Source organism: Parabacteroides sp. AF39-10AC (assembly GCF_003635405.1).
Lineage (GTDB): Bacteria > Bacteroidota > Bacteroidia > Bacteroidales > Tannerellaceae > Parabacteroides > Parabacteroides distasonis.
This window is the reverse complement of the sequence record NZ_QTLP01000032.1, coordinates 30,190-54,312: the sequence shown is the minus strand read 5'-3', so window position 1 is coordinate 54,312 and position 24,123 is coordinate 30,190. Positions and strand designations below refer to the sequence as shown.

Genomic DNA, 24,123 nt, shown 5'->3' with positions numbered 1-24,123 from the left:
TCAACAGATAAAGATTGATATGACTAATTGGCTTCAGTGGAAAATATCACCTAAGCAACGGAGAGCGCTAAAAAATGTCTTAAGTAGAGTGGGTATGAAATTTGCAACGAAGAGATGAGCTGGTGTAATGTGGTTATGAAGAATGTTTATGTTTTTTAATTCTGTAAATCAGAGAGTTGTTTTTTTTATGAGGCAGATTAGGATCATGAGAATGAGAAAGATAGATTTGAGACGGTTCTTTACGTACAGACTCTGTAAAGAGTCAATCTTCAAGTGTTCCGGATACATCTTATATGTACATATAGAAATTTTTCTTATATAATACTTTTCCTGAAAGTCTATGTTATTTTCCGTATTACTTTCTTTATATCATAAAGAGAGCCCACTATTTTTACGTCAAAGTCTGACCAGTATCTTCACGCAAACGCTATTGCCTATAGAAGTTGTCTTGGTGGAAGATGGTCCTTTGACGGATGAGCTGTATGCGGTCATAAAAGAATTCACAAGCCAGCATCCTGAGTTAAAAGTGATTTCTTTGCCCACCAACCGAGGTCTCGGCAAGGCTCTTAACGAGGGGCTGAAGCATTGTTCGTATGACCTTGTGGCTCGTATGGACACGGATGATATCGCTAAGCCGGATCGTTTTGAGAAGCAATTGGCGATATTTTTGGAACATCCGGAAATTGATGTAGTGGGGGCTTGGATCGATGAGTTTGAAGGGGAGGTATCAAATGTACTTTCCATGCGGAAAGTGCCGGAGCAGCATGAAAATATCTTGAGGTTTGCCAAGGGAAGGTGTCCGGTGAACCATCCGGTGGTGATGTTTCGGAAGTCGGCCGTGCTAAAGGCTGGAGGATATAAGCATTTTCCTTTGTTCGAGGATTATTATCTGTGGGTACGGATGCTGATGAATGGTGCCCGGTTCTATAATATACAAGAGAGCCTGCTCTTTTTCCGCTTCTCGCCGGATATGTTTCGGCGGCGGGGAGGATGGCGGTATGCCGTAACGGAAGTGAGGTTGCAGACGCTGTTTTACAAGATGGGTTTTATCGGCTTTTTCTCCTTGCTAAAGAATGTCTGTATTCGCTTAGTGACCCGTCTTCTCCCTAATGGCTTGCGTTCGTTGCTCTATAAGAGGCTCATCCGGGGGTAAATAGCTTTTTGTCCTCATCCACAGTATCGCTCACGGAAGGTGTCTCAAATATCAAATAACATTTTATCAATAGTCATTTTTATGGCTGGCAGATTATTTTTCATCACATCAAACACTATAACAGCGTCTATATCGAAATAATGATGTGCTATAATGTCTCGCATTCTCATAACTCCTTCCATGTTCACGGACAATGTCGCTATCGCTATAAACCATTGGCAGTACTTGCTTGTTTAATAGCCATTATTACGTTAATAAAATAGAGAATATGAGAACAAATGATTCAAAAACATCCGTAGACTCTAAATTGGAGGAGATGGAGGAAAAGTATCCTGTAGAGCAAATCGCTGTTAAAAATGAGAAGGAAATAACGGCCAAGGATGTAAAGGAGGCTGTGAAAGAGATTAATCCCGATACGGACAGCTTGGGTAGCAGAGGGTAAAACGTATTTTAATTTGCTTAAAAGAATAATTATTAAGATTTATAGTATTATCTTTGTGGTTGCGGTTTGTAATAAACCGAGGTATAAAGATTGGTAAATCTAGCAAATTAAATAATAAAGATGTATAGAACAAGAACTTGTGGCGACTTGCGCCTTGCGGATGAAGGTCTGGTGGTTACACTGGCCGGTTGGGTGCAGAAAACCCGCAAAATGGGAGGAATGACATTTGTCGATATCCGCGACCGTTATGGTATTACTCAGTTGGTATTTAATCAGGAGGTTGATGCAGCTCTTTGCGAAAAGGCAAATAAGTTGGGCCGTGAATTCGTGATTCAGGTTACGGGTACGGTTCGTGAGCGTTCCAGCAAGAATGCGCATATCCCGACAGGTGATATTGAGTTGATCGTTTCTGAATTAAATGTCCTGAACACTGCGCTTACCCCTCCGTTCACGATCGAGGAGGAGACAGATGGCGGTGATGACTTGCGTATGAAATATCGTTATCTGGACTTGCGTCGTGCTTGCGTTCGTAAGAATCTGGAACTTCGTCATAGAATGGCGTTCGAGGTTCGCCGCTATTTGGATGAGCAAGGTTTCTTGGAGGTAGAGACTCCGGTTCTTGTAAATTCTACCCCGGAGGGTGCCCGTGACTTCGTGGTTCCTTCCCGTATGAACCCGGGACAGTTCTACGCTTTGCCTCAGTCTCCACAGACCTTGAAGCAATTGTTGATGGTTTCCGGTTTCGACCGTTATTTCCAGATCGTAAAATGTTTCCGTGACGAGGATTTGCGTGCGGATCGCCAGCCGGAGTTCACGCAGATCGACTGTGAGATGAGCTTCGTGGAGCAAGAGGATGTCTTGAATATGTTCGAGGGCATGGCGAAACATTTGTTTAAGGTAATCCGTGGTGTCGAGTTCAAGGAGTCGTTTATGCGTATGACTTGGCAAGATGCTATGAAACAATATGGTAGCGATAAACCGGATTTGCGTTTCGGCATGAAGTTCGTCGAGTTGATGGACATCATGAAAGGCCATGGTTTCTCCGTATTCGATAACGCCGCTTACATAGGGGGTATCTGTGCGGAAGGTGCTGCAAGCTATACCCGTAAACAACTGGATGCGCTGACTGAATTCGTGAAACGTCCGCAGGTAGGTGCTAAAGGTTTGGTTTACGCTCGTGTGGAAGCGGATGGTAACGTAAAATCAAGCGTAGATAAATTCTATAGCCAAGAGGTTCTTCAAGAAATGAAGAATGCGTTCGGCGCTAAGCCGGGTGATTTGATTTTGATCCTTTCCGGCGACGATGCGATGAAGACTCGTAAGCAACTTTGCGAGTTGCGTTTAGAGATGGGTAATCAATTAGGCCTTCGTGACAAGGATAAGTTTGTTTGCTTGTGGGTAATCGACTTCCCGCTGTTCGAATGGAACGAGGACGATCAACGTTTCTACGCTATGCACCATCCGTTTACCTCTCCGAATCCGGATGATATACCGTTGTTGGACACGGATCCGGGCGCTGTTCGTGCGAATGCGTATGATATGGTTATCAATGGTGTTGAAGTGGGTGGTGGTTCTATCCGTATCCACGACAGCCAATTACAGGATAAGATGTTCAAGCTGTTAGGATTCACCGAAGAAAGAGCGCAAGAGCAATTCGGTTTCTTGATGAATGCGTTCAAGTACGGAGCGCCTCCTCATGGAGGTTTGGCTTATGGCTTGGATCGTTTCGTGTCTTTGTTCGCCGGTTTGGATTCTATCCGCGACTGTATCGCTTTCCCGAAGAACAATTCCGGACGAGATGTTATGCTCGATGCTCCGGGTGTCTTGGATCCAGCCCAGTTGGATGAACTGAATTTGATCGTTGATATCAAGAAATAATCCAATCTGAAATTCCATTCGAATGGGAATCTTATTCCATCCGAATGGAATTTTCTTTTCTTCCGAAAGGAATTACTTTTTCTCCCGAACATAAATCAAAGGATATTTAGCATGGTAAAGGTTAAAGATATATTGAGAGAAATAGAGCATTACGCCCCGCTGCCGCTTCAAGAAGGTTTTGACAATGCGGGTGTGCAAGTTGGCGACGTGAACCAGCATGCGACGGGTGTGTTGCTATGCCTAGATGTTACCGAGGAGGTGCTCGATGAAGCGATCGAGATGGGATGCAACCTGATCATCTCTCATCATCCTTTGGCCTTTAAGTCGTTTAAGTCGTTGACTGGCTCCAATTATATCGAGCGTTGCATGATGAAGGCGTGTAAGTATGATTTGGTGGTTTATGCCGCCCATACCAATCTTGATAATGCCGTAGGAGGCGTGAATTACCGTTTGGCAGAGTTGATCGGCTTGCAAAATGTACGGATCTTGAGCCCCCAAAAAGGCGCTTTGTTGAAGTTGGTGACGTTTGTCCCCGAGGCTTATGCCGAGATCATGCGGAATACCTTGTTCAATGCCGGTGCGGGAAGTATCGGGAACTATGATGCTTGCAGTTATAATTTACATGGCGAGGGAACATTCCGTGCCAATGCGGGATGCAATCCGTTTTGTGGTGAGATCGGCGAGGTGCATGTAGAGAAAGAGGTGCGTATGGAGATGATCCTTCCGGCATTCAAGAAGACAGCGGTGACCCGTGCTCTGTTATCCGTTCACCCGTATGAGGAGCCGGCTTTTGATTTTTATTCGTTATCAAACACATGGGAACAGGCAGGTTCCGGTGTAGTGGGAGAGTTGCCTGCCGAGGAAGATGAGTTAAGTTTCTTGTTACGGATCAAGGCCCTGTTTAACGTCGGTTGCGTGAAGCATTCCCCATTTACGGGTAAGTCTATCCGAGAGGTCGCTATCTGCGGAGGCAGCGGCGCTTTCTTGATCAAGGACGCTATCGCGTATGGTGCCGATGTCTTTATAACGGGGGAGGCGAAGTACAACGATTTTTACGATGTGGAGGACCAGATTCTACTGGCGGTTATCGGTCATTATGAATCGGAAATCTGTACAAAAGACATATTTTATAACATAATATCGAAAAAATTCCCTACCTTTGCGGTACATTTTTCGAATGTTAATTCAAACCCAGTAAAATATTTATAGAATGGCTACAGATAAACAATCAGCTGAAAAGGAATATACGGTTGAAGAAAAGCTTTCTACGCTGTATCAACTTCAGACGATGATGACTGAAATTGATAAGATCAAGACCCTTCGTGGTGAGCTTCCTTTGGAGGTTCAAGACTTGGAGGACGAGATCGCAGGACTGGAAACACGTCTCCAGAACTATCAAGCGGAGATCAAGGAGTTTGAGACTTCTGTTGTTGAGCAAAAGCATAAGATCACGGAATCTACCACATTGATAGATCGCTATAAGGCACAATTAGATAATGTGCGTAATAACCGGGAGTTTGATAACCTGTCTAAGGAGATCGAGTTCCAAGGTTTGGAAATTGAGTTCTCAGAGAAAAAAATCCGTGAATTCGGAGAGGCGGTAGACGCTAAGAAAAAAGATATCGCTGAGCTGACTGAGAAGCTGGAAGGCCGTAAGGCTGACTTGGTTCAGAAAAAGAGCGAGTTGGAGCAGATCATTTCCGAGACAAAGCAGGATGAGGAGAAACTTCGTGAGAAAGCGAAGAAGCTGGAAGCCGCTATCGAACCTCGTTTGTTGACCGCTTTCAAGCGTATCCGTAAAGGTGCTCGTAACGGTTTGGCTGTTGTTTATGTGCAACGTGGCGCTTGCGGTGGTTGCTTTAACAAGATCCCGCCTCAGAAGCAATTGGATATCAAGTTGCGTAAGAAAATTATTGTTTGCGAATACTGTGGTCGTATTATGATCGACCCGGAATTAGCAGGTGTAGAAGATTAATTCAAAAGATCTATAAGTAATGGCTCTAGCTAAAACCGGCTAGGGCCATTATTGTTTTTAATACAAAGATGTTATGATACATACGATACGTTTATATATAGAGAAGTACCGGCTGTTATCCGAGGATCGTCCGGTTTTGGTCGGATTGAGCGGTGGTGCCGATTCTGTGGCTTTGTTGGGCGTATTGGTGCGTTTGGGATATCCGTGTATAGCGCTTCATTGTAACTTTCATTTGCGTGGGGAGGAGTCGGATCGGGATGAGGCATTTGCCTGTGAGTTCGCGGAATCTTTGGAAGTACCCTTTCATAAGATAGATTTCGATACGATCTCTTATGCCGGAGAGAAGCATCTCTCGATAGAGATGGCTGCCCGTGAATTGCGCTATGCTTGGTTTGAGGAGATGCGGGAGCGGCTGGGAGGGCAGGCGATCGCCGTCGCCCATCACCGGGACGATAATGTGGAGACAGTCTTGATGAATTTGATACGGGGCACGGGAATCCGGGGGATGAGCGGGATCCGTCCGAGGAATGGTTTCATCGTCCGTCCTTTGCTGTGCGTAAGCCGTGAGGATATCTTGGCTTGGTTGGCGGATCAAGGCTACGCCTATATGGTGGATAGCACGAATTTATCGGATGCTTATACCCGTAATTTTATCCGTTTGAATGTGTTGCCGCTTTTGGAGGAGATAAATCCATCGGCCCGGAATACCATCGCACGTTCCGCCGAGCATCTTTCTGCCGCAGAGACTATATATATATATGTATTGGAACAAGCCCGGAAAGAGGTTGTCGTATCGGATGATCGTCTTTCTATCGGGGCGTTGATGCGGTTTCCGGCTCCGGAGACGATTTTGTATGAGTTATTAAAAGAATATGGTTTTACCCGTCTGGTCTCGGACGATATTTTCGCGGCCTTGACCAAGGAGCCCGGTAAGCTGTTTTACTCTTCCACCCATCGTTTGCTGAAGGATCGGGATTATTTATGGATCACTTCTTTAGAGAAGAAGGAAGAGCGAACCTTCGTTTTAGATCCGGAAAAGGGTATTAATCATGAACCTATTGAACTATCTTTCCAAAAACTTGTTATAACTATAGGTTTCCCTATCGAGAAGAATAAGCGGATCGCTTATTTGGATTATGATAAACTCGATTTCCCTTTAACATTGCGGACTTGGAAAGAAGGCGATTGGTTTATTCCCTTCGGAATGAAAGGACGTAAGAAGTTGAGTGACTATTTCTCCGATCATAAATTTAGCCGGATTGAGAAGGAGCGCACATGGCTTCTTTGTAGTGGCGACGCTATCGTTTGGGTGGTAGGAGAAAGGACTGATAATCGTTTTCGTATAGACGAATCAACAAAGCGTGTGCTAATTGTGAATTTTTTGGGCTAAATCCTCGTTTATTGTAAAAATATTCTTACATTTGCGAAGATTTACTCCGCAGATATGTTACTAATGGTTCAAATTAGCTGAACAATCCGGTTATTACATGAAAATTATAATTAAATAAAGATACAATGATACCATTGGGCGTACATCGTGTTTGTATATGTGATCCGTGTGTATGTACCATTTATATTATTACTTCGCAATATGCAGAAATATAACATTCTAGAACTAAATGAAAAACTTCTTCCCGAACTTCAAAGTATCGCGGAAGAGTTGGGAATAAAAAAAGTTAGCAGCTTAAAGAAAGAAGAGTTGGTTTATCGGATTCTTGATGAGCAAGCGATCTCCTATGCCGGCATCCAGGCTGAAAAGATGAAAGAGAAAGAGGCTAAGAAGCCTGCAGAGGGCCGTAAGAGAGGCCGTCCGGCCAAATCTCCTAAAGTGGCGAAGGCTGAGACTGCCGAAACTGCAGAGAGTACCCAACAGGCTCCGGAAAAGCTAGTGACTGCTCCGGCTGACAAGAAAGAGCAAAAAGAGCAGCCTGAACGTAAGAAAAGAGTCCGTATCGAGAAAAAGGAAAAGGTAGCGGGCGCTATCGCTCCTTCCGAGGATAACAAGGAAGTGGTGGTTTCGAAAGAGCCGCAAACGATCTCTACGGTAACGGAAATCTCGGCCGTGGAAACTCCGGCGGTAGCAGAGAGCCCGGTGGAGAAACCGTTGTTGCCTCCTGTTGTGGCGGAACTTGAAACGGAAGAAGAAGCCGCTTTGCCGGAAAATACGACTCCTGTAGAGGTAGCGGAAGAAACCACTTCTCCACAAGCGACAGAAGAAGAGCCTAAGCGCATCGTATTCCGCCATCCGGACGCTAAATCCGTATTGGATCAAATTTTCCCGTTCTCCGCTCCGAAACCCGAGGCTAACAAACCTCAACCCGAGGCCGCTCCCCAGCAGAATAATCCTCGACAGAACAATCGACAGAATAATCATAATAACAACCGTAATAACAATAACGCTAATAACAACCAGCAGGCTCAAGAGAAAATGTATGAGTTTGATGGCATCCTTACAGGAACCGGCGTGTTGGAGATGATGCAAGATGGTTACGGTTTCCTTCGTTCTTCAGATTATAACTATTTGACTTCACCGGACGATATTTATGTCTCTCAATCCCAGATCAAGTTATTTGGCTTGAAAACGGGTGACGTGGTAGAAGGTTCGATCCGTCCGCCGAAGGAAGGTGAGAAGTATTTCCCGTTGGTGAAAGTGGACAAGATCAATGGACGTACGCCGGAAGAGGTTCGCGACCGGGTTCCTTTTGATCATTTGACCCCGTTATTCCCGGATGAGAAATTCATGCTTACGGCACGTAAATCACCGAAAGTATACGATAATATCGCCGTACGTGTGGTTGATTTATTCTCCCCGATCGGAAAAGGGCAACGTGGTTTGATCGTCGCTCAACCGAAAACCGGTAAGACGATGTTGTTGAAAGATATCGCGAACGCTATCGCTTACAACCATCCCGAGGTTTATATGATTATATTATTGATCGACGAACGTCCGGAGGAGGTTACGGATATGGCTCGTAGCGTAGATGCGGAAGTGATCGCTTCTACATTCGACGAACCGGCTGAACGTCACGTGAAAATCGCTGAGATCGTATTGAACAAGGCGAAACGAATGGTAGAATGTGGTCATGATGTCGTGATTCTTCTGGACTCGATCACTCGTTTGGCTCGTGCTTATAATACGGTACAACCGGCTTCCGGTAAGGTGCTTTCCGGTGGTGTGGACGCAAATGCGTTGCAGAAGCCGAAGCGTTTCTTTGGTGCCGCCCGTAATATTGAGAATGGTGGTAGCCTTACGATTCTAGCCACCGCCCTTACGGAGACTGGCTCTAAGATGGACGACGTGATCTTCGAGGAATTCAAGGGTACGGGTAATATGGAGTTACAATTGGATCGTAAATTATCCAATAAGCGTATCTATCCGGCTGTGGATATCACGGCTTCCAGCACTCGCCGTGATGATTTATTGCAGGATGAGAGCACGTTGAACCGTATGTGGGTCTTACGCAAATATCTATCAGACATGAACTCTATGGAGGCTATGGAATTTGTTAAGCAACGGATGGAACAAACCGTTGATAATATGGAATTCTTGGCATCCATGAACGGTTGATAATATCCCATAAAAAAACACTATACTTTTGAGTTCAAAGCAATATTGTTTTAGCTCCAAAAGTATAGTGTTTTTCAAATAAAAAGTATAGTGCTTTTATTGCGCCTTTTTAGGCCTTCCACGATGTCCCATATTTCGTTTTTGTGGGCTCGAGGATGATCCTTTATCCTCACTTTTACGAGGCCGTCCTCTGCCTCTTTTATTCATACCGTATTTTTCCGGCTCATACAAGGGCACTTCACCGAATTCCGGGCTGACCGGTATCTTATAAACCTCTTTTTCCAAGAAATCCTCTATGCGCTTGAATTGTGCTTGTTCGTCGATCGATACGAAAGTAATCGCCAATCCTTCGCCGTTCGTACCCCGTGCCGTACGTCCGATTCGGTGTACGTAATCCTCCGGATCATGCGGGATATCGAAGTTCACGACCAACTTGATGTCATTGATATCAATTCCACGTGCTACGACATCCGTAGCCACAAGGATATCGATATGTCCGCTCTTGAATTCTTTCATGACCTCCTCCCTTTGGGATTGCTCTAGATCCGAGTGCATGGCGGCTACATTGAACTTTAATCTTTTTAAGGTAGACGCTAATTCTTTCACCTTCATTTTAGAAGAGGAGAAGATAATTACTCGTTGAGGGCGGCTTTGAGTGAAGAGATCTTGTAGAATCTTGAGCTTTTGTGGATCGTAGCAGATATATGCGGTTTGCATGATAGATTCGGGTGGGCGTGAGATAGCGATCTTGACTTCTTCCGGATCTTTTAGGATGGTTTTAGCCAACGTCCGGATCTTAGGCGGCATGGTAGCCGAGAACATGATCGTCTGGCAGTAGGGGGGCAGCTGTTTATGAACCTGCATGATGTCGTCATAAAAACCCATATCCAGCATGCGGTCCGCCTCGTCTAAGACGAAGAACGACACTTTAGACAAATCTACAGTACCTAACTTAATATGGGACAATAAACGTCCCGGGGTAGCGATCACGATATCCGCACCCATCTCTAAACCTCTCTTTTGTTGTTCCCAAGCGATTCCGTCGGTACCTCCATACACGGCTACTGCGGATACGGAAGGTATAAAATAAGTGAATCCTTGAATTTGTTGGTCTATTTGTTGAGCCAATTCCCGGGTCGGTGCCATAATGACCGCATTCACCGCGTCTGTCGGATGACAACCTTTGCTTAGTTCATTAATAACTGGCAAAACATACGCCGCCGTTTTACCGGTTCCGGTCTGTGCGCAAGCGATGATGTCTTTACCTTCTAAAATGACAGGAATCGTTAACTCTTGGACTGGAGTCGTTTCGTCAAAATTCATGTCATAAAGCCCGTCTAATACGGCATCTTCCAAATCTAATTCATCAAATCTCATCTTTTTACATTCAAATTCCCGGTAAAGATAAAGATTATTTAGAAATATTATGCAATAGGTAGGTTTCTCTTTGGTGATAAATAGAAAAATAAATACCTTTATCCCCGAGTTATACCCCAAAAACGAAAGAATTAATATGAATAGTCTAGAAAGCGGAAGTAACGTTCAGTCTGGATTAGAGATGATCATGGAGAAGAGTCCCGATACGATTGTATTAGTAGATCGAAATCTTACTCTTGTCAAGGTTATTTCTGCAAAAGACGATTATTATCATTATTTAGCGAATAACTGTATCGGAAAGCAACCTCAAGCGTTGTTCCCGGACGGGAAGAACTACGATCAATATGAGATCTATAGAGCTGCGGTTAAACGTGTTTTCGAGGAGCAAGTGAAAGTGGATTTCTCTTTTGAGGTCTCTTTTGAAGGAAAGAACTATTATTATCTATCGCAAGCAAGCCTTTTTAATGAGGAGCTTGTGATCGTTTATACGTGCGATGTATCTTCTCTGAAAACAGAAAAAAATCTACAAGAACTGATCAATACGATATTAGATCGGTTACCGTTGGGGGTTTTCGTGAAAGATGGGGATAACCATTTTAATTACCTGTATTGGAATCATTTTATGGAGGAAATAACGGGTATTGAAACCCGGGAGATCGAGGGACATGATGATTTCGAGGTGAATTATAATGCCTTGATGACTGCCGAGGAGCGTCTGGAAACCGATATGAACGTGATCAAGACAGGACTGACCGCTAGATTCAAGGGCAAGGTAAAATCGGCCTCCGGCGATTACCGGGATATAGAGGTCGCTAAATATCCTATTTCCCTAAATAATGGCAAGCCGCTTGTCTTGGCTTTATGGAGAGATATAACTTCCGAGTTGGCTACGGAGAATACTTTGAGAAGAACCCGGATCTTGACGAAAATGGCATTGCGGATAAGTGATATACGTACATGCTCGATCTTCATCGATCCGGACTGTACCCATAATTTCAAGGATTCCGTTGTGACCTTGAACGATTGGAATACCATGTCGGAAGATATGATAGAGGTGTCATGGGGGCAGTTTATCAGCCGGGCGCATCCGGATGATCAAGAACATTATCATAATATGTTTACCCGTCTTTGCCGAGGGGAAATCTCTGAGGCAAGGATCGAGGCACGTATGCTATTTCCCGGCAAGAAGGAATATGTTTGGAGAGAGGTATTCGCTACCGTGTATGAACGGGACGAGAAAGGAAGACCTTCGGTTATCCTTGGATGTTCAACGAATATTCAGGAACGGAAGAATCAAGAATTAAGCCTTGAGGAGGCGAAGGTGAAGGCCGAGGCCGCTGATAAGATGAAATCGAAATATCTGGCGGATATGAGCCATGAGATCCGGACTCCTTTGAATGCGATTACCGGCTTCTCTGAATTGATGGCTTTTGCTGATACGGATGAGGAACGTATGTCGTACTACGATGTGATCAAGATGAATAACCAATTGTTGATGCAATTGATTAATGATATCTTGGATATCTCGAAGATCGAGGCGGATGCGATAAAGATCACATATGAGCAATTAGATGTCAGTGAATTGATGGATACGATTTATGCTTCCGCCAAGTTACGGGTTCCGGGAGGAGTCAAGTTGATTTTGGAGAAAGGGGCTGACCACCATATGTTCGGTACGGATAGCATGCGTCTGTTGCAGTTGATTAATAATTTGGTGAACAACGCTATCAAGAACACGAAAGAAGGTAGCATCACGATGGGATATACCATTCAACCGGATAATCAATTACGTTTTTACGTAAGGGATACGGGAATCGGTATCGATAAGGACAAATTGAAAGATGTCTTCGGTCGTTTCGTGAAAATAAACGACTATATGGAAGGTATCGGATTAGGACTGGCTATCTGCAAAGGATTAGTTGTTAAGATGGGAGGTTCGATACATGTTACTTCTGAATTAGGGGTAGGTTCAGAGTTCTCCTTTATTTTGCCGTCTCACGAATAGCGCTATTTGTAATAGCGCTTATAAATTTGGTCGTATAATCCACTGTTCTTGATTTGCTGGAGCCAACTATTTAGGCTATCCAGTAGGACAGGGGAGTCTTTACGGACCGCCCACGATTGCAATTGGGTAAAACTGACATCCGTTAGGATATCGACTTCCGGCAGGTTTTTCTGGGTCATGCGAGCGATTTGTTGGTCGCATACGGCATAATCGATATCGCCTTTGGCTACCATGATCATAAGCTGCTCGGTAGAATATAACTCATCTTCCACCACGTAGATCGTATCGCCTATCTCGTGTCCCAGATTTTGCAGACGCAATAAGGCCGGGGAATCTTTCGGTATGTATAAAGTCTTTTGGGCTAAATCCAATTGGTTACGGATAGGGGCTTGTCCGTTGTTCGCCTCTGCCGTACGTTGTACCAAGACTTGCTTGTTGAGAACGATCGGTTCGGTGAACAGGTAGTTTTCCCGCATCTCGGAGGTGATGGGGATGTTTCTTGCGATTACGTCGCATTTGTTGTCCGATAATTCCTCGAAACTTTTCGCTAAACTCATTTCCAAATGCGTCTGAACCTCCAATCCGGATAATTTAGCGATCGCTTGGCTAAGCTCGTATTGAAAACCTTGCACTGTATCGCCTGATACGAAATACCCGGATTGATTGTATTCGGTTATCATCCGGAGAATTCCTTCTTCCTTGATTTCCGGATAATCACGAGGTCCGATCTCTTGAGGACGTTGGTTGAATCTCCAAAGCTGTATCATTGTCGTTACAGCGACAATCAGTAGAAAAGCGTATAGGATAAGCAACTTCTTAGATCTCATGGCAATCGATTAATTATTGAAAGTCACGGAGATGCCCATTTTCAAGACCATCGGGTCCAACGGATAATGCGCAAGAGAGAAGTAATTCGGGTCAACGAACTTAGAGCCTAGATTGTATGCCATGATGAAGAAGCGAGCTTGCTTCAAATGGAAATTCGCATAAGCGTTGATCAACGGATAATTGCCAACCTTCACTTTCTTGTCTTCTTCCTGTACTTGGAACTGCTGGGTAGCCGGCTCGTAATAAGGAGCGTAATAAGCGGTGTTGTAGTATACGTTTGCGCCAATCTGTACGGTTAATACTTTCGCCAACTTAAACGCTAGATATATATTCGAGTATGCGCTGATATCCGGTAACGGGAGTTGAGACTTCTCGCTAGAAAGCTGATAGGCCACCTCATTCTCCCATCCGAACGCACGGTACATGATATCTTGCTTGATACGGGCTGAGACAACTTGAATGTTCTTACTGCTTTGCTCCGGCAAACCTTTGCCGTTGAAGAATACATAATTCTGGATACTTTCCACTCCTCCGGATAACTGGGTACGGGTGGATTCCAAGTTGATTTTCGCTCCGGCGTAAATCCTTTGCACATTTTTCAATGATAGATCCCACCAATAGTAACGCCCATGATGGTGACGTTGGTAAAACGCCGGGGTGATATTCTTGATATATCCTTCCGCCTTGATGGTAGCGTCTTTCTTGAAAAGCTTGAATTTGGTCTGTAAGTCTCCGCTCACTCGAACCTCTCCGGCGTCACTTCCCGCAAGTCCTAATTCTCCACGGACATTGTAGGTAAGAAGGCTACCACGGCGTTTGGATAATTCGCCTCCGATGTAGGTCGTAAACTCATCATATACCTCGGAAGTAGGGAAATTTAATGTACTCGGCTCAGAGCTTCCACGACCATCCGGACCGTAATCCAGTCCGGGAACTTGGGATGCCAATCTAAACCGGCGTTTCTCGAAAGTAACGAAGGCGGTCAGCCCAAACTTAGCCCAATCTTGGAAACCTTCCCGCAAGGCCAACGCAAAAGTATTCTTTAAATTCCAGGAGGAAGTCTGGTCATTCAAAGATGCGTCCATACCATAAAGATGAGTGTAGCAGGTATCGATCCCGGCATCATTAGAGATAAAGCGTCTGCGGTTATCTTCGTAATCGATGGTATGGATGATACTGGAAACCGGAATGAATACCTCTTTTATGTTCCCTTCCTCATCGGTTTCTTCCAATTCTTTGGTAAAACCGAGATTGTATCTCTGTGTCAGGAAATATTGTTTTCCACGGACACGGTTCCATGTGTCCGTGTAACGGACAGGGTATGATTTACTATCGATATTTCTTTGATTCTCGGCCAAGTCATCGGGATTCGTGATATACTGGTCATTTGTAAGTCCACCGTTCTCGTAGTTTACGAAATTGAAATTACTTAAATAAGCGTTTAACTCGTAACGGTCGGTGATATAACTTCCGAAAAAACGATAACTTAATAATTTATTACCGTTGGAGTTATAATATCCGCGGCTATAGATATAATCCATCTCGCCACCGACATTGATCTTCTTGCCAAAGTTCATGGTCAGTACCCCTTTCAGTCGGTCCATCTTATTCTGGCTAGCTCCTCCTGTCGTATAAGTCACTTGGGTATAGGGTACTTTGGTATCATAGAAATAAGCGTTTGTCGGGGTCGTGATATAATAATCATAGGCATCGGCGAAGATGAAATCACGTTCCTCCTTACGTTCGTTAAAAATACGGGTTTGCGCCGGCGATCCCACATTCGCCAGATAACCTACGGCCAATGAGTTCGCTTCCACCAACGTACTATTCCCGAAATTTAATCGATTGGTATCCATAGGAGCGATATAACGTTCTCCCAAAAGAGGCGTGAGCCGATAACCGATGATTCGTTTTGATTTCAGCGCCGCGCTATCTGTTTGCAGCAAGCTATCCGGTATTTCCTTGTTTGAGGATGATAAATTAGATAACGAGAATCCACCTCGTCCTCCCCGGCTCCCGGAACGTCCTTGCGCATGCGCGGAAGCCGCCGTTCCTATCAGAAAAAGTAATATGTATAGATAATACTTCATGGGTTGCAAAGATATAACAAAAAATAATGTGCCAATTATAAAATATGCCAATATGCCAATCAGAAAACTTAATTGGCATATCGGCACATCAATGAATGAGCTTCTTATATTTTCTGTATAATCTCCATTCCTTTCTTAATGGCAGCCTCGTTCATCGGCAACAAATGATGGTGACGCTCGGGCAAGGATTTCTTCAATCCTAGCATGACGTTCTCCAATTGAACCATCGGGACGATATTAAGTAACCCGCCTAAGATCAACATATTGAATGCCTTCTCGTTCTTCATCTCGGTAGCGGCGTCCATGGCATCTACCCGATATACGTTAATATCCGTACGTTTCGCCGGCGTATGGATGCCATAACCATCGTAAATCAAGATACCACCCGGTTTCACCTTGCTCTCGAACTTATCCATGGAAGGTTGGTTCAAGATAATAGCGATATCATATTCATTCAATACGGGTGAGCTGATACGCTCGTCGCTCAAGATAACGGTTACGTTGGCCGTACCGCCACGTTGCTCAGGTCCGTATGAAGGCATCCAGCTAACCTCCTTGCCTTCCATCAAACCGGAATAGGCCAAGATCTTACCCATAGACAATACACCTTGTCCACCGAAGCCTGCTATAATTATTTCTTGTTTCATTGTCGTTTACCGTATTACTTATTCAACATTCTTTAAGTCGCCCAGCGGGTAGAAGGGGAACATGTTCGCTTCCATCCATTTATTGGCTTTTTCCGGAGTCATCTTCCAGCCGGATGAGCAAGTGGAGACGAACTCTACCACAGAAGTACCCTTACCGGCCATAGCGTTCTCGAAAGCCTTACGAAGCATCTTCTTCGCTTTCCGTACGGCCGCGGCCGTCTGTACGCTTTGGCGTGTTACCAAGCAAGTTCCTTCCAATTGGGCTAATAAATCACCGATCTTCAGCGGGTAACCGTTCAAGGCGATGTTACGTCCGTAAGGACAGGTAGCTGTGGGCATACCTTCCAATGTAGTCGGAGCCATCTGTCCGCCGGTCATACCATAGATCGCGTTATTTACGAATACGATCACGATATTCTCGCCACGGTTGGCTGCATGAATCGTCTCGGCCGTACCGATAGCCGCCAAGTCACCATCTCCTTGATACGTGAATACCATCTTCTCCGGATTCAAGCGTTTAACGGCGGAAGCGATGGCTGGCGCACGTCCGTGGGCTGCCTCGATCCAATCGATATCCAAGTAGTTATATGCGAATACGGCACATCCCACGGGGGAGATACCGATTGTCTTATCTTCCAGACCCATATCGGCTATAACCTCGGCGATTAGCTTATGTATCACACCGTGGCTGCAACCGGGGCAGTAGTGCATGGGATTTTCATTCATCAATCTGGGCTTTTCATACACCAGATTTTCCGGTTTAATTATATCGTTGAGTTCCATAATCTTTAATTATTAATGTATATATCTTAGGACATATTGCACCAGCCGCAATACGATCGCCGCTCCACCGCAATACAAGAATACGGTCTTATCGCTAACAGCGAAGTAACATACCACGGCAGCTATGGCCAGTAGCATAAAGACCAGCGTCAATATCTCGTCAGCTTTACTTCCTCGTGTCATACGGATCAGAATAATTTTTCCTTCAGCGCGTTCAATACCTCATCCGGGGTGAATACGATTCCACCCAATCGGCCAAAGTGCTCTACCTTCACCTTACCATTTACGGCTAGGCGAACGTCCTCTACCATCTGTCCGGCGTTCAACTCAACCGATAACATACCTTTTACCTTATCCGCATAAGCGGCGATCACTTTTGTCGGGAACGGCCATAACGTGATCGGGCGTAACAAGCCAAGCTTGATACCTTCCGCACGGGCGATCTCAACTACCTTCTGGCAAATACGGGCGGAAGAACCGAACGCGATCAATAGATAATCAGCGTCCTCACATTGGAACTCCTCGTAACGAACCTCGTTTTCCTCGATCTTGCGATATTTCGCTTGGAAACGGATATTGTTCTCTTCCATCTTCGCCGGGTCTAGCTCCAAGGAAGTGATGACGTTACCTTTGCGTCCGCCCTTCTTTCCTTGTACGGCCCAAGGACATTGAGTGATAATCTCTTCCTCGGTACGACGGGTATGATAGGGAGGCATAACCACTTTCTCCATCATCTGTCCGATGATACCGTCTGCCAAGATAATAGCGGGGTTATTGTATTTGAAAGCCAGATCAAAACCAAGGCCTACGAAATCGGCCATCTCTTGTACGGAAGAGGGTGCCAAGGTAATCAAACGGTAATCGCCATGGCCACCGCCTTTCACGGTCTGGAAATAATCAGCCTGACTCGGCTGGATCGTTCCTAATCCGGGACCGCCACGCATAACGTTCACGATCAGACAAGGAAGCTCCGCTCCTGCGATATAAGAAATACCTTCTTGTTTCAAGCTCACGCCCGGACTGGAAGAAGAGGTCATCACTTTCTTTCCGGAGCCGGCTCCGCCGTATACCATATTAATAGCGGCTACCTCGCTCTCCGCTTGTAAGACTACCATGCCGGTCTTTTCCCACGGCATCTCTGCCATAAGGGTTTCCAATATCTCCGACTGCGGAGTGATCGGATAGCCGAAGTAACCGTCCACGCCATAGCGGATAGCCGCATGGGCGATGGCCTCGTTACCCTTCATTAATTTTATATCTTCTGCCATATCTTGATATAACTTTATATTTTTACTTTGTAGATCGTTAGACAACCGTCCGGACAAACTAACCCGCAACTAGCGCAACCGATGCATGCGTCCGGGTTCTTCATGTACACATAGTGATACCCCTTGTTGTTTACTTCTCGTGGGTGCAACTCCAGTACATCCGACGGGCAGGCTACTACACAAAGGTTACATCCCTTGCAGCGCTCTGTGTTTACAACAACAGCTCCTTTTATTTTCGCCATAATACTTGTTTATTTAAAATCTAAATGTAACACATTTCTATTGAGGCATCAAAGTTAGTAAAAAATTACTCGTTGCCAAGATTATAACGTTTCATTTTGTTGAATAGCGTCTTTCTACTGATATTTAAAGCCTCGGCGGTCAGGGTACGGTTATAGTTACTTTTGATGCTTCTTTATCACTTAATTGGTATGGAGAGGATTTCGCTTATTGGAAAAGTACGATGTGCGATGATAAAATGTAGGTAAATAACAATGGGCATCGTAAGCTCTTTACAATGCCCATTCAAAGAAGGTTACAATGGGCATTCTAATCACCTTATAATGCCCATTGTAATATTGGGTTACGCCTTAGCGCTTTTTTGTGAGAGCTTTTCTAGGAAATATACGATCCCGAAACCTAAGATCATCAATCCGACGGCCTCCCAAACAAACTGATTCGGAGCGATATTCGCCTCAACCAACGGCTTGGTCATGCCATGGCTATCCACATAGGTCTCGATCGTTTCTTTCCAAGGCCATACCTTGTTAAGCGAACCCAACATGAATCCGGCCAATACGGCGATCGTTATATCATGGAATTTACGAAGGGCGAATGACAACACGCGGGAGAACGTCGTGATACCAATAGCCGCACCCGCTATAAACACCAACATAACGGGAACGTTAAACGTCTTGACCGCCTCCATGATATAGAAGTATTTTCCGAGCAACACTAAGATAAAGCTACCCGAGATACCCGGCAAGATCATGGCGCAAATAGCGATCGCCCCACAGAGGAAGATAAAGAGTAAATTACTCGGAGTCTCGGCGGGAGTCGCCACGGTGATATAAAAAGCGATCACTCCCCCGACAACAAAACTCAAGATCGTCTTCCAGTTCCATTGCTTGATATCCTTAGAGACGAACCAAGTAGAGGCCAGCACCAAACCAAAGAAAAAAGACCATACCAAGATCGGATGATACACCAAGAGATACGTAATGATCTTCGCTAGGGAGAATATACTAATACCAATACCACCCACGATAGAAAGCAAGAAATTAGCGTTGATCCCTTTCCAGAAGGCCGCTATTTTCCCCGTGAATAATTGTTTCAATGTCGTCCCGTTAATACTTTTGATAGAGTCGATCAGTTCCTCGTAGATACCTACGATAAAGGCGATCGTTCCTCCCGACACGCCGGGAACGACATCCGCCGCTCCCATACCCATACCTTTTAATACTAAAAAACCGTAGTCCTTGAGATTTCGTTTGTTAGGCATATTACATTATTAATTGTCTAATTACTGTTATCTTTATTCTTTAAAAACTCTTTTACCAGATCCTCGGGTTGGATATGTTTCTTCTCTTTATCGGAATCGATGGTAAAGTCCGCAAATACTTCTGGTCCCACTTTACGAAGCAAATAAAGAAGATCATCTCCGGATATTTGGCCGATATGCTCCATGAAATTTTCCATATCACGGTTATCCAGATAAGCCATAGCCAAATGGATATGAATCATTGGAGTCTTCGGGTTGATTTGAAGGACTTTCTTGTAATAAGAGATCGCCTTATCTACATCTCCCTTAGAAAGCAAATATTGTCCGGCATGAAGCAGGCTGTTGCATTCTTCTTGAGTTTCCGGATTGATACTTTTCTTATCGATGATCTTGAATATCTTATTCGTAATAGCGATAGCCTCCTCCTTTTTCCCGCTATCAAGCAAGCAAAGCGCTAAAAGAGAAAGGAGACGGACATTGTTCGGATACAATTGCGCCGCCTTGAATAACATGATGGAAGCCTCGTTGTCACGCTCAGTCTCGGTACAACAACGGATATAATTGATATAATTGGTCGGCCCATCCTCCATATCCGGATCGTTTATGATCGTGGAAAGCAGTTGGTAAGCCTTCTCATATTGCTCCAGCTTCATATAACATTCCGCCATGAGTGGAGAGATACGGCGCATCACCTCCTCATCACCCTCGATTTCTTGATATTCCTCGATCGCCTTCTCATAGCTCTCGTTCATATACAGGCAGTACGCTTTCAATATTTTCAGTTCCGTATCGGAATCATCACACGTCAAGGCGAAGTCGAAAGCCTCGATCGCTTTCTCGTAATCGCCAACCATGGAATGTAGCCTTCCCAGCGTAAACCAATACTCGTATGAGAAAGGATTCTTATCGATTAGCTCATTACATAACTCGATCGCCCGGGGAACGTCTCCTTCCGTCTCGAGGATGTAGCAAAGCTCATTCTTAAGGATCAAGTTATCCGGAAATAAAGCCAAGCCACGGTCCACGAAATCGCGGGCCTCTTTGTTCATGTCTAAATCATTCAGGATGGGGGAGATGTACTCGAAGACTTCCTCCAAATAGTCACAATCCCTAGTGATCAACTCTTCCGTGATCTCCAGAACCTTGGGATATTGGTTGAGCGAGCAATAGCATTCCATTTTTAACATATCCAGATCTTGGTTATCAGTCTCCGCTATATTCTCGAGCAGAGCGAGAGCGCTCTCATAATCCTCGTTATACGCGAATTGCCTGCCTTTCTTGATTTGCAAGGCGGAATTACCGGGATGAAGCTTTAGCCCGAGGGCTAAGACTTCATCAAAGTAAGTATAATCGTTCGAATCTTCAAAGCTGTCCAACATTTCATCGATTTGATCAGCGTCGAAATAAGGCTCCTTACCCTCTTCCTTCGCTGAAAGATAATGTTGTAACAAGCGTGAGATATCGTCTTTTTTCATTTACTATTCTTTATTTATTAATCTTGCTCCACGTGTCCTTTAGTCCTACGGTACGGTTGAATACCAAGTTGTCGGGGGTGGATTCGCTATCTATGTTGAAATAGCCGATACGCTGGAATTGAAGGTAGGAAAGCTTGGGCAAGGTAGCCACGAACTTCTCTACGTAACAGTTTTTCCGGATCTCCAAGGAGTTCGGGTTGATGATTTCCTTCATCGCCTCTAGCGGGGAGCAATTCTTCTCCTCCCGGATAGCGGCCAATTCGTCTCTAGGGTTCTCCACTTTCCAAAGGCGGTCGTATAAGCGTACTTCCGCTTTTTGGCAATGGGCGCAGCTTACCCAGTGCAAGGTACCTTTTACTTTACGGTTAGCGTCCGGCATACCGCTGCGGGTATTCGGATCGTATTCGCAATATACCTCGGTAATCTCACCGTTCTCGTCTTTCTTACAGCCCGTACATTTTACGATATAGGCGTTCTTCAGACGAACTTCCTGTCCCGGTGTCATCCGGAAATATTTCTTGGGAGCGTCTTCCATGAAATCCTCACGTTCCATCCACAACTCACGGCTGAACTCGATCGTATGGCTGCCGGCTTCCGGATCTTCCGGGTTGTTGATCGCTTCCAGCTCCTCCACCTGTCCTTCCGGATAGTTGGTGATAATCAGTTTCACCGGATTGATCACGGCGGATACACGGATGGCGCGGGCATTCAGATCCTCGCGTACGGCGCTTTCCAGCAAGGCGAACTCGTTCAGGGCGTCGTAAGTCGTATAACCGATCTTGTCGATGAACTTACGGATAGACTCCGGAGAGTAACCCCGGCGGCGGAAACCGCAGATGGTCGGCATACGGGGGTCATCCCAGCCGTTTACCAAGTTCTCTTTTACCAATGTAAGCAGGTTACGCTTGCTCATCAGCGTGTAGCTTAGGTTCAATTTGTTGAACTCAGTCTGTCGGGGGCGGTTGTCGTTCAAGTCCTCGCCTTCCTTCAGCCAGTCGATAAACAAATCATACAGAGGACGGTGTACGACAAACTCCAAGGTACACAAGGAATGCGTCACGCCCTCGAAGAAATCGCTCTGTCCGTGGGCGAAGTCGTACATCGGATACGCTTTCCACGTCGTGCCCGTACGATGGTGCGGATGGTTAACCACCCGATAGATGATCGGATCGCGGAAGTGCATGTTCGGGTTTGCCATGTCGATCTTCGCGCGAAGTACCATGGCACCTTCCGCTATCTCACCCGTGTTCATCTTCTTGAAGAGAGCTAGGCTTTCCTCGATCGGACGGTTGCGATACGGGCTCTCGATGCCCGGTTGTGTAGGCGTGCCCTTTTGCTGGGCTATTTGTTCGGATGTCTGCTCGTCAATATATGCTTTACCTTCCTCAATGAGGCGGATCGCGAAATCCCACAATTGCTGGAAGTAGTCGGACGCGTAATAAATATTTCCCCACTGATATCCCAGCCATTGGATATCCTCCTTGATCGCCTCCACGTATTCCTCATCCTCCTTCGTCGGGTTCGTGTCGTCGAAACGGAGGTTGCAGATACCGCCATGGCGTTCAGCGATGCCGAAATCTAGGCAAATGGCCTTCGCGTGGCCGATGTGAAGGTATCCGTTGGGCTCGGGCGGGAAACGGGTTTGTACACGTCCTCCGTTCTTGCCTTCCGCTAAATCTTTCTCTACGGCTGCCTCAATGAAATTCAGGTTCTTCTTGCCTTCTTCTTCGTTTGTATTGATATCGCTCATACTTAAAAATTGATAGTTTTTCTTCGAATGGGGCAAAGGTAGCGATTTCTTTTTAAAATAGGCTGATGAGCAGGGCTATATTTAGGACGGTTACCATCGTTCCCAACAGCAAGAGGATGATGGTCGTAGAGCGGCTGTTCGCGTAGACACCCATGACCTTCTTGCTGGAAGTGAGGTACACTTGCGTGAAGACCGTGATCGGCAATTGCACGCTCAACAACATCTGCGACAGGATCAATCCCTTGAACGGATCGCCGATCAGGAATATGATGGCCAAGGCGGGGACGAACGATAGCAGGACTCCCAGCTTTGAGTGGAGGTCGGTATGATTGTACGCCTCGCCATAGAATCCGGCGAAGATGGAAGCCCCGGCGATACCGGATGTGATGGTCGAGGAGATACCTGCCAGTAATAGGGCGGCGGCGAAAATCACCCCGGCGTTATTTCCTACGAGGGGTACCAATAACTGTTGCGCTTGGTCCAGCTCGTCTACGGCGATGTTTTGCTTGAAGAAGGTAGAGGCGGCCAAGATGATCATCGCCGAGTTGATCGCCCAGCCGATCACCATGGACAGGAGCGTGTCGTAGAACTCGTACTTCAGTTGTTTCTTGATGACCGACTCGTCTTCTAGGTTCCATTCCCGGCTCTGTATCACCTCCGAGTGCAGGAACAGGTTGTGAGGCATCACGACGGCTCCCAGTACGCTCATGATGATCAGCATGGAGTTCTCGGGGAAGGTGGGTTTCACCCAGCCTACCACGGCCTGCCCCCAGTCTACGTCGACCAACGCCAGCTCGTATAGGAACGAGAGCCCGATAATGGACACGAACGTGATGATCCAGCGTTCGGTCTTACTATATGTATTACTGAATAGCATGGCGAGGCATACGATGGTGACGATCACCGCTCCCGCCTTGATCGGCATACCGAACAGCATCCGGAGGGCGATGGCTCCACCGAGTATCTCGGCGAGGGAGGTGGATACGCTGGCGAGCATGGCCGATCCTAGGATCGGGCGGCTTAGCACGCGGGGCATGTATTTGTTGGTCGCCTCTGAGAGGCAGAGGCCGGTCACGATACCGAGGTGGGCCACGTTGTGCTGGATAATGATCAGCATGACGGACGAGAAGGTGACGACCCACAGGAGGGCGTAGCCGAACTCGGAGCCTGCCGCAAGATTCGTCGCCCAGTTTCCGGGATCGATAAAGCCTACGGTGACAAGTAATCCGGGGCCGATATATTTTAGCAAATCCAATGCCCCGGAGCGGGGGCGGTGGTTGATCTTCAGTTTGTCTAGTAAGTTCATGTTTGTATAGATACTTTTAAATTTAAAAAACAGTGTAAAGATACGAATAGTTTCGTTGTTACCCAACGGTGGCCGGA

Annotated in this window: 22 protein-coding genes; 8 read left to right on the top strand and 14 right to left on the bottom strand. The window is 45.8% G+C overall.

The window, feature by feature from the left end:
- Nucleotides 1-340 precede the first annotated feature (340 nt).
- Nucleotides 341-1,153, top strand: coding sequence for a glycosyltransferase (locus DW033_RS21385; RefSeq protein ID WP_005868212.1), 813 nt, complete (start codon nt 341-343; stop codon nt 1,151-1,153).
- A 44-nt stretch (nt 1,154-1,197) separates the two neighbouring features.
- Here DW033_RS21385 and DW033_RS21380 read toward each other — a convergent pair whose 3' ends face one another.
- Complete coding sequence (locus tag DW033_RS21380; protein WP_122383132.1) at nt 1,198-1,335, bottom strand: HepT-like ribonuclease domain-containing protein; 138 nt, start codon at nt 1,333-1,335, stop codon at nt 1,198-1,200.
- Nucleotides 1,336-1,421: 86 nt separating this feature from the next.
- Here DW033_RS21380 and DW033_RS24775 point away from each other — a divergent pair, with 86 nt between their 5' ends.
- The 6 genes from DW033_RS24775 to rho all read left to right on the top strand — a co-directional run bounded on the left by DW033_RS24775 (nt 1,422) and on the right by rho (nt 9,016).
- Nucleotides 1,422-1,595: a hypothetical protein gene (locus DW033_RS24775; RefSeq protein ID WP_191215906.1), complete on the top strand. Its 174-nt coding sequence runs from the start codon at nt 1,422-1,424 to the stop codon at nt 1,593-1,595.
- 120 nt (nt 1,596-1,715) lie between these two features.
- Nucleotides 1,716-3,473: an aspartate--tRNA ligase gene (gene aspS, locus DW033_RS21375; protein ID WP_005856298.1), complete on the top strand. Its 1,758-nt coding sequence runs from the start codon at nt 1,716-1,718 to the stop codon at nt 3,471-3,473.
- A 111-nt stretch (nt 3,474-3,584) separates the two neighbouring features.
- Nucleotides 3,585-4,682: a Nif3-like dinuclear metal center hexameric protein gene (locus DW033_RS21370; RefSeq protein WP_005868213.1), complete on the top strand. Its 1,098-nt coding sequence runs from the start codon at nt 3,585-3,587 to the stop codon at nt 4,680-4,682.
- 1 nt (nt 4,683) lies between these two features.
- The gene (locus DW033_RS21365) at nt 4,684-5,448 is read left to right on the top strand and encodes a zinc ribbon domain-containing protein (RefSeq protein ID WP_005868214.1); all 765 of its coding nucleotides are present in this window, start codon (nt 4,684-4,686) and stop codon (nt 5,446-5,448) included.
- A 73-nt stretch (nt 5,449-5,521) separates the two neighbouring features.
- Nucleotides 5,522-6,838: a tRNA lysidine(34) synthetase TilS gene (gene tilS / locus DW033_RS21360; RefSeq protein ID WP_005868215.1), complete on the top strand. Its 1,317-nt coding sequence runs from the start codon at nt 5,522-5,524 to the stop codon at nt 6,836-6,838.
- A gap of 201 nt (nt 6,839-7,039) precedes the next feature.
- Nucleotides 7,040-9,016 (top strand): transcription termination factor Rho, encoded by a 1,977-nt coding sequence (gene rho, locus DW033_RS21355; protein ID WP_005868216.1) that lies wholly within the window; start codon nt 7,040-7,042, stop codon nt 9,014-9,016.
- 96 nt (nt 9,017-9,112) lie between these two features.
- On the opposite strand, the gene DW033_RS21350 is transcribed toward rho, so the two are convergent.
- Nucleotides 9,113-10,393 carry a DEAD/DEAH box helicase gene (locus tag DW033_RS21350; protein WP_008778281.1) on the bottom strand — a complete coding sequence of 427 codons (1,281 nt, stop codon included), beginning with the start codon at nt 10,391-10,393 and terminating at the stop codon, nt 9,113-9,115.
- A 136-nt stretch (nt 10,394-10,529) separates the two neighbouring features.
- On the opposite strand from DW033_RS21350, the gene DW033_RS21345 reads away from it, so the two are divergent.
- Nucleotides 10,530-12,398 carry an ATP-binding protein gene (locus DW033_RS21345; protein WP_048927424.1) on the top strand — a complete coding sequence of 623 codons (1,869 nt, stop codon included), beginning with the start codon at nt 10,530-10,532 and terminating at the stop codon, nt 12,396-12,398.
- Nucleotides 12,399-12,400: 2 nt separating this feature from the next.
- On the opposite strand, the gene DW033_RS21340 is transcribed toward DW033_RS21345, so the two are convergent.
- The 12 genes from DW033_RS21340 to DW033_RS21290 all read right to left on the bottom strand — a co-directional run bounded on the left by DW033_RS21340 (nt 12,401) and on the right by DW033_RS21290 (nt 24,046).
- A complete protein-coding gene (locus DW033_RS21340) occupies nt 12,401-13,225 on the bottom strand; it encodes a transporter substrate-binding domain-containing protein (protein WP_048927423.1) in 825 nt (274 codons plus the stop codon).
- A gap of 9 nt (nt 13,226-13,234) precedes the next feature.
- Nucleotides 13,235-15,316 carry a putative porin gene (locus tag DW033_RS21335; RefSeq protein WP_048927422.1) on the bottom strand — a complete coding sequence of 694 codons (2,082 nt, stop codon included), beginning with the start codon at nt 15,314-15,316 and terminating at the stop codon, nt 13,235-13,237.
- Between the two features lie 104 nt (nt 15,317-15,420).
- The gene (locus tag DW033_RS21330; RefSeq protein WP_005856316.1) at nt 15,421-15,963 is read right to left on the bottom strand and encodes a 2-oxoacid:acceptor oxidoreductase family protein; all 543 of its coding nucleotides are present in this window, start codon (nt 15,961-15,963) and stop codon (nt 15,421-15,423) included.
- Between the two features lie 18 nt (nt 15,964-15,981).
- On the bottom strand, nt 15,982-16,746 hold the full coding sequence (locus DW033_RS21325; protein WP_005856318.1) for a thiamine pyrophosphate-dependent enzyme: 765 nt from the start codon (nt 16,744-16,746) through the stop codon (nt 15,982-15,984).
- A 12-nt stretch (nt 16,747-16,758) separates the two neighbouring features.
- A complete protein-coding gene (locus DW033_RS24770) occupies nt 16,759-16,929 on the bottom strand; it encodes a hypothetical protein (protein WP_005868224.1) in 171 nt (56 codons plus the stop codon).
- 5 nt (nt 16,930-16,934) lie between these two features.
- Nucleotides 16,935-18,014, bottom strand: coding sequence for a 3-methyl-2-oxobutanoate dehydrogenase subunit VorB (locus tag DW033_RS21320; RefSeq protein WP_048927420.1), 1,080 nt, complete (start codon nt 18,012-18,014; stop codon nt 16,935-16,937).
- Nucleotides 18,015-18,028: 14 nt separating this feature from the next.
- Complete coding sequence (locus tag DW033_RS21315) at nt 18,029-18,256, bottom strand: ferredoxin family protein (protein ID WP_005856324.1); 228 nt, start codon at nt 18,254-18,256, stop codon at nt 18,029-18,031.
- A 65-nt stretch (nt 18,257-18,321) separates the two neighbouring features.
- A complete protein-coding gene (locus DW033_RS21310) occupies nt 18,322-18,423 on the bottom strand; it encodes a helix-turn-helix domain-containing protein (protein WP_255202288.1) in 102 nt (33 codons plus the stop codon).
- 174 nt (nt 18,424-18,597) lie between these two features.
- Nucleotides 18,598-19,515 carry a DUF368 domain-containing protein gene (locus tag DW033_RS21305; protein ID WP_008780454.1) on the bottom strand — a complete coding sequence of 306 codons (918 nt, stop codon included), beginning with the start codon at nt 19,513-19,515 and terminating at the stop codon, nt 18,598-18,600.
- A gap of 17 nt (nt 19,516-19,532) precedes the next feature.
- The gene (locus tag DW033_RS21300; protein ID WP_008771897.1) at nt 19,533-20,990 is read right to left on the bottom strand and encodes a tetratricopeptide repeat protein; all 1,458 of its coding nucleotides are present in this window, start codon (nt 20,988-20,990) and stop codon (nt 19,533-19,535) included.
- A gap of 10 nt (nt 20,991-21,000) precedes the next feature.
- Nucleotides 21,001-22,740 carry a glutamine--tRNA ligase/YqeY domain fusion protein gene (locus tag DW033_RS21295; RefSeq protein ID WP_008778287.1) on the bottom strand — a complete coding sequence of 580 codons (1,740 nt, stop codon included), beginning with the start codon at nt 22,738-22,740 and terminating at the stop codon, nt 21,001-21,003.
- A gap of 52 nt (nt 22,741-22,792) precedes the next feature.
- Nucleotides 22,793-24,046, bottom strand: a complete 1,254-nt coding sequence (locus DW033_RS21290) for an Nramp family divalent metal transporter (protein WP_008780456.1) — start codon at nt 24,044-24,046, stop codon at nt 22,793-22,795.
- Between the last annotated feature and the right edge of the window lie 77 nt (nt 24,047-24,123).

Coding starts and splice junctions, on each gene's coding strand:
- DW033_RS21335 (WP_048927422.1), bottom strand. CDS start 15,316: ATGAAGTATTATCTATACATATTACTTTTTCTGATAGGAACGGCGGCT.
- DW033_RS21300 (WP_008771897.1), bottom strand. CDS start 20,990: ATGAAAAAAGACGATATCTCACGCTTGTTACAACATTATCTTTCAGCG.
- DW033_RS21305 (WP_008780454.1), bottom strand. CDS start 19,515: ATGCCTAACAAACGAAATCTCAAGGACTACGGTTTTTTAGTATTAAAA.
- DW033_RS21345 (WP_048927424.1), top strand. CDS start 10,530: ATGAATAGTCTAGAAAGCGGAAGTAACGTTCAGTCTGGATTAGAGATG.
- DW033_RS21320 (WP_048927420.1), bottom strand. CDS start 18,014: ATGGCAGAAGATATAAAATTAATGAAGGGTAACGAGGCCATCGCCCAT.
- tilS (WP_005868215.1), top strand. CDS start 5,522: ATGATACATACGATACGTTTATATATAGAGAAGTACCGGCTGTTATCC.
- DW033_RS21365 (WP_005868214.1), top strand. CDS start 4,684: ATGGCTACAGATAAACAATCAGCTGAAAAGGAATATACGGTTGAAGAA.
- DW033_RS21350 (WP_008778281.1), bottom strand. CDS start 10,393: ATGAGATTTGATGAATTAGATTTGGAAGATGCCGTATTAGACGGGCTT.
- DW033_RS21315 (WP_005856324.1), bottom strand. CDS start 18,256: ATGGCGAAAATAAAAGGAGCTGTTGTTGTAAACACAGAGCGCTGCAAG.
- DW033_RS21385 (WP_005868212.1), top strand. CDS start 341: ATGTTATTTTCCGTATTACTTTCTTTATATCATAAAGAGAGCCCACTA.
- DW033_RS21290 (WP_008780456.1), bottom strand. CDS start 24,046: ATGAACTTACTAGACAAACTGAAGATCAACCACCGCCCCCGCTCCGGG.
- rho (WP_005868216.1), top strand. CDS start 7,040: ATGCAGAAATATAACATTCTAGAACTAAATGAAAAACTTCTTCCCGAA.
- DW033_RS24770 (WP_005868224.1), bottom strand. CDS start 16,929: ATGACACGAGGAAGTAAAGCTGACGAGATATTGACGCTGGTCTTTATG.
- DW033_RS21295 (WP_008778287.1), bottom strand. CDS start 22,740: ATGAGCGATATCAATACAAACGAAGAAGAAGGCAAGAAGAACCTGAAT.
- DW033_RS21380 (WP_122383132.1), bottom strand. CDS start 1,335: ATGGAAGGAGTTATGAGAATGCGAGACATTATAGCACATCATTATTTC.
- DW033_RS21325 (WP_005856318.1), bottom strand. CDS start 16,746: ATGGAACTCAACGATATAATTAAACCGGAAAATCTGGTGTATGAAAAG.
- DW033_RS21340 (WP_048927423.1), bottom strand. CDS start 13,225: ATGAGATCTAAGAAGTTGCTTATCCTATACGCTTTTCTACTGATTGTC.
- DW033_RS24775 (WP_191215906.1), top strand. CDS start 1,422: ATGAGAACAAATGATTCAAAAACATCCGTAGACTCTAAATTGGAGGAG.
- DW033_RS21330 (WP_005856316.1), bottom strand. CDS start 15,963: ATGAAACAAGAAATAATTATAGCAGGCTTCGGTGGACAAGGTGTATTG.
- aspS (WP_005856298.1), top strand. CDS start 1,716: ATGTATAGAACAAGAACTTGTGGCGACTTGCGCCTTGCGGATGAAGGT.
- DW033_RS21370 (WP_005868213.1), top strand. CDS start 3,585: ATGGTAAAGGTTAAAGATATATTGAGAGAAATAGAGCATTACGCCCCG.